1 protein-coding gene is annotated in these 546 nt (G+C 36.8%); it reads right to left on the bottom strand.

Annotated elements, in window-relative coordinates; genetic code table 11:
• Positions 1–546: terminase large subunit domain-containing protein (locus tag N1032_RS27320; protein ID WP_259543845.1), on the bottom strand; the 546-nt coding region annotated here is incomplete at both ends.

The raw sequence follows: 546 nt of genomic DNA, 5'->3' as shown, positions 1-546 counted from the left end.
TTTCAATATCACGATCATCTAAATGACCGCCAATATTTACATGAGCATCTAAAACACCTGCTTTCTGAAAATAATAATCTTCATCTTCATTTTCTCGCATGTGTCTAACAAGATCCGTAGTCCCCCATTCTGGGCTGCTGGTTTGGATAATAAGCCCTTTAGTTGTTAGTGTGCGGATCGTTGCTTGTTCAAATATCTCCATTGAACAATGTTTATCCTCTTCATCCAACCAAATTAAATGCTTAGCTTGTCCAAATAATGCTTCTTGCCCTTGCTGTGTGCTCTTAAATATAACCTCACTCAATCCATCGGGTTCACCCCATTCATTGAAACGTTTTACTTTAAATTCAAGCACTTGATTACCATTCCTGATAATACTTTCTTTTATAATACAATCAATGGGAATTGAACCGCTACCAAATACGCCTTTATCCTCTGCATCAAATTCAGTATTATCCATCAAGCGAGCATCTTTAATTCCTAATAACTCATATTGCAGAATTTGACGTGTTGTGACGCTGGTTGTGCCAATACAATAAGTAGTAA

Origin of the sequence: Herbiconiux daphne, from assembly GCF_024979295.1 — a bacterium.
Classification (GTDB): domain Bacteria; phylum Actinomycetota; class Actinomycetes; order Actinomycetales; family Microbacteriaceae; genus Herbiconiux; species Herbiconiux daphnes.
The sequence above is the reverse complement of the archived record's forward strand: the minus strand, read 5'-3'. Positions and strand labels throughout refer to the sequence as shown.